At 39.6% G+C, this 4314-nt stretch carries 5 protein-coding genes; all 5 read right to left on the bottom strand.

Going from position 1 to position 4314, the window contains the following annotated elements; translation table 11 throughout:
* Positions 1-88: 88 nt before the first annotated feature.
* Positions 89-1747: an NAD+ synthase gene (locus tag PX636_RS22315; RefSeq protein WP_288118978.1), complete on the bottom strand. Its 1659-nt coding sequence runs from the start codon at positions 1745-1747 to the stop codon at positions 89-91.
* 12 nt (positions 1748-1759) lie between these two features.
* A complete protein-coding gene (locus tag PX636_RS22310) occupies positions 1760-2488 on the bottom strand; it encodes an NUDIX hydrolase (RefSeq protein WP_288118976.1) in 729 nt (242 codons plus the stop codon).
* Positions 2485-3051 (bottom strand): nicotinate-nucleotide adenylyltransferase, encoded by a 567-nt coding sequence (locus PX636_RS22305; protein ID WP_287701307.1) that lies wholly within the window; start codon positions 3049-3051, stop codon positions 2485-2487. The genes PX636_RS22310 and PX636_RS22305 overlap by 4 nt, the downstream gene beginning before the upstream one ends.
* 332 nt (positions 3052-3383) lie before the next feature.
* Positions 3384-3824, bottom strand: a complete 441-nt coding sequence (locus PX636_RS22300; protein ID WP_288118974.1) for a hypothetical protein — start codon at positions 3822-3824, stop codon at positions 3384-3386.
* Between the two features lie 52 nt (positions 3825-3876).
* Entirely contained in the window at positions 3877-4110 is a 234-nt protein-coding gene (locus tag PX636_RS22295; RefSeq protein ID WP_288118972.1) for a DUF1830 domain-containing protein, read from the bottom strand.
* Positions 4111-4314 lie beyond the last annotated feature (204 nt).

The raw sequence follows: 4314 nt of genomic DNA, 5'->3' as shown, positions 1-4314 counted from the left end.
TGATAACTGATAACTGATAACTGATAACTGATAACTGATAACTGATAACTGATAACTGATAACTGATAACTGATAACTGAAAAACCCCCTAACCCCAGCGACTAGCGATGGGCATTCGCCAACCAGTGCCAAAAGCGCGATCGCTAATTTTTAGACCGGGAGGGGCTTGTTTGCGCTTAAATTCGGCATTTTTAACTAATTTAATCACTTTCTGCACAATTTCAGGCTCAAAACCGGCGGCAATAATTTGTTCGGCGGATTGATGGCGATCGATTAATAGTGCTAAAATAGCATCTAAAATCTCGTAGGGAGGTAAAGAATCTTGATCCTTCTGATTGGGTTTTAATTCAGCACTAGGAGCTTTATTAATCACATTGAGGGGAATAATTTCCCCGTGTCGATTTAACCAGCGACAGAGGGAATAAACCCTCGTTTTCGGCACATCAGCAATCACTGCTAAACCACCATTCATATCACCGTAAAGAGTGCAATATCCCACCGCCATTTCTGATTTATTGCCAGTGGATAATAGTAAATGACCGAATTTATTAGAGAGAGCCATCAATAAATTACCGCGAATGCGTGACTGAAGATTTTCTTCAGCAATACCGAAATCAGTCCCCGCAAAAAGACCATCTAAAAGTTGATCATAAGCGTTCATAATTTCTTTAATTGCTAACTTCTCACTTTTGATACCTAAATTATTAACTAAAGCCACTGCATCGCTAATGGAATGGTCGGAACTATAGGGAGAAGGCATCATCACAGCGAGAACATTTTCTTTACCTAATGCGTCGCTGGCAATAGCGGCAACTAAACTGGAATCAATGCCACCACTCAAGCCGAAAATTACCCGTTTAAAACCGCATTTCTGCACATAATCTCGCACTCCTAAGACTAAGGCTCGATAAATTTCCTCATCTTCATCGACGGGTAAAGGATGAATAACTGCGGGTAACAAATCTTGATTAAACTCGATCAATTCTAGGCTAGAAGTAAATGCTTGGGCGCGATAAATCACTTCTCCTTGTCTGTTAAAAGCAACGCTGTCACCATCAAAAATTAAATCATCATTTCCTCCCACTTGATTGACATAAACTATAGGTAAATTATATCTAGTGGCACTATGGGATAATAAAGATTCTCGCAATTTTTGCTTACCGACACTGTAGGGAGAAGCGGAAAGATTAACGATTAAATCCACTCCCAAATTAGCTAAATCAGCGATGGGATTAACTGCGTATTGACGTTGACCCCAAAATTGTTCATCATTCCAAACATCTTCACAGATAGTTACACCGATTTTTACATTATTTTCTGTTAGTTGAAAATATTGACTTTCTTTCCCAGAAGCAAAGTAACGATCCTCATCAAAAACATCGTAGGTAGGCAATAAACGTTTAGTAAAAATTTGTTTAATTTCTTGACTTTTTAACAAAGCTATGCTATTAAATAAAGGCTTTTCTCCTCTGACCGTTGCCGAGGGATTTTTTTCGACAAAACCGACTAAGACAGCTAACTTTTCTGGTAATTGTTGGGACAATAATTGCAATTGTCGAGACATTTTCTCCACAAAACCCAGATTTAATAATAAGTCTCTGGGAGGATAACCACAGAGGGATAATTCCGGGGTTAAAAGTAATTCTGCTCCCTGATTAAATGCCGTTTGAGCAGCCTCTAAAATTCTTTGGGCATTTCCTTCGATATCTCCAACAATGGGATTTAATTGAGCGATAGCAATTCTCATATTTTTTCCTATTTAAACAAAAACTAACGGTTGCTCTTTAAAGGGAGCAAAAGCTTTTTCATCAAAGCGATATAAACTAGCGGGACGACCGGCACCACGCGAGACTTTTAAACCCATATCCTTGAGAAATCCTAATTTCAATAGCCGATTTCTGAAGTTAGAATAATCACTAAAATTTTTACCTAAAATTGTCTCATAAAATTGATAAAGATCATTTAAAGTAAATAATTCTGGTAAAACCTCAAAAGCGACGGGACTATACTCTACTTTATTGCGTAATCTTCGCCAGCCATATTCCAAAATTTGACCGTGATTAAAGGCTAAATCTGGCACTTTATCAATCATATACCAAGTGATATTATAATCCCGTTCAGTGATTAATTTTGCTTCTTCAAACCGCACTAAAGCGAAGTAACTCACCGATAGATAACGTTCCCCAAAACTTGCGGCCGCTGCCGGGGAATCTCCCTCTGGACTGCCAAAAGTATATAACTGTTCCAGGTAGAGATTATTGACGCTAATTTTCTCGGCTAAAATTCGATAGGCTGCCGTTTCCAGTGATTCCCCATTTCTCACTAAAGTTCCGGGTAAACTCCAGTAATTACTAAAAGGTTCTTCCCGTCGTTTAATCAGAAGCACCAGCAGCCGATTTAATTGGGTATCAACGGAAAAGATCACGTTATCAACTCCCACTTTAAAATCAGCTAGAGATTTATTAGCTAGGGTCTTTTGCGATTTCATGCGTAAAGTTTTTGACCTTCGATATAATCTTTAATCGGTGCGGGAACAGCCTGTTTATCGCCTTTTTCTCGATAATCTGTTGAGGATACAGCCGGAGCAAATACATCGGCAATCAGACAATCACCCCCTAATGTTTGCAGTTGTTCAATATCATCTTGGTTAATAGGATAGCCAGGACGAGGAATCACGAGAATTTTGACTTTTTCTAGTAATTCTTGGCTACGATACCAGTGCCTAATTTGTCCAGCTAAATCGGAACCAATGACTAGGGTATATTCCTCCTGTTCTCCCCAAATTGTTTGCGCTTTTTCCACACTAATTAAGCTACGTCGATCGCTTAATTCTCGTCGCAGTTGTATATTATCCTTTGGGGGTTGAATATCCCGGATGAGCAAATTTAACATCCTCAGACGATGTTCGAGACTGGTTTGATGATTTTTAAAGGGATTATCGGCAGCCCAAACCGCAACGATATCGTACTGTTCCGATAACCATTTTAGTATGGCTTGATGACCGGCAGTAGGAGGATCGGCACTGGTTCCAAAAAGGGCAATTTTAAGCATAGGATTCAATTGCTTGCTCACTGAGGGATTAGTTTAACTCTGCTCAAGCTTGGCAAAGATTAACTTCTCCCCATTATAGTTGATTTTACCAAAATAGGGCAAGAGGATCGGCGATCTCCTGCAAAAGTAAGTTATCGAGCCGCTATCGGGTGAAAATATCTAAAACCCTGGATAAATTCGACATAATTTTAGGTTTTATGAATAGGATAGTTATCTCTTATCTTTTGTCTGCTACTGAAGATTTTTGATTCTTGCAGGAGATATTATTTTTTATAAAATTGGTGAACTAATTCTCAAACGTACTAACCCACAAACAGAAGGAGGCAAACCCATTACGCCGCGCTATGACTCCCGTAGCACTTAGCGGCCCAAACCACTGGCTCGATTTCTCCCTTTTGGAGTTTTTCTAGCGGGGTTGCTCCCTCTAAACGAATATCACCCGTAAGCAGAAAGATCATTTGTGTCCAAGCACCGTCTTCTTTTAAAACGGCTAACACTTGGTCTAAACCTGACAAAACTTTGCCATCAATAAATTGCCAAGCAGGATAAACTAATTCCTCGTTGACACATAAACCTAAGACCTGATGATTGAGCCTCATAGTTTCTAATTCCAAAGAACTACAGGCTAAAACACTACAAACCTCAGCGCTGGTTAAGGTTCCGCCTTGCTTGGATAGGAACCGCTTCTTCGCTTCTTCGCCTCGTTTAATGGCAGCCTCCAACGCAGGGGCCAAAGCTAAAGGAGATTGTGTTTTTTGTATAGATTCTAACATTTTTAAGCTAATAAGAAATAATAATTTTGGCAAGACCTTAATCAGACGATCCTTATATCGCCAATTCTCGGCAAGGAATTCTATGCTCCAGAATCATCGCAGCCATCTCATAGGTAAAAATATCTAAGTGTCCCCCTTCAGGAGCGTTAAAACAAAACTTTTCGCCCACCTCAACGACTCGCTCCCGCCATTGTCCCATAAAGTGAATTTTGAGAATAGTCGTTTTTTCTGTGCGGTTTACATATACACAGTTGATAATTGCTTGATTAACAGTTGCCTTCGACATAACATTTCCCTCCATTTCAGCAATATGGATTTGTTTTTGCCTAGTAGTGTTTCGTCTGAGTGTCAGGAATCCGGCTCTTCTGGTTTCTGTGTGGAAACGGGGTCTATACTGATAGTTTCTTCAGCAAAATAGTCCTAAAAGTCTTTCCAGGTAAATATTTCACGATTCTATAAGCAAAAATTATCACACAAAGTCGAGAAGAGC

The organism is Microcystis sp. M53598_WE2 (genome assembly GCF_030067735.1).
Taxonomy (GTDB): domain Bacteria; phylum Cyanobacteriota; class Cyanobacteriia; order Cyanobacteriales; family Microcystaceae; genus Microcystis; species Microcystis aeruginosa.
Note: the sequence above shows the minus strand (reverse complement) of the source record. Positions and strands in the feature narration are given on the sequence as shown.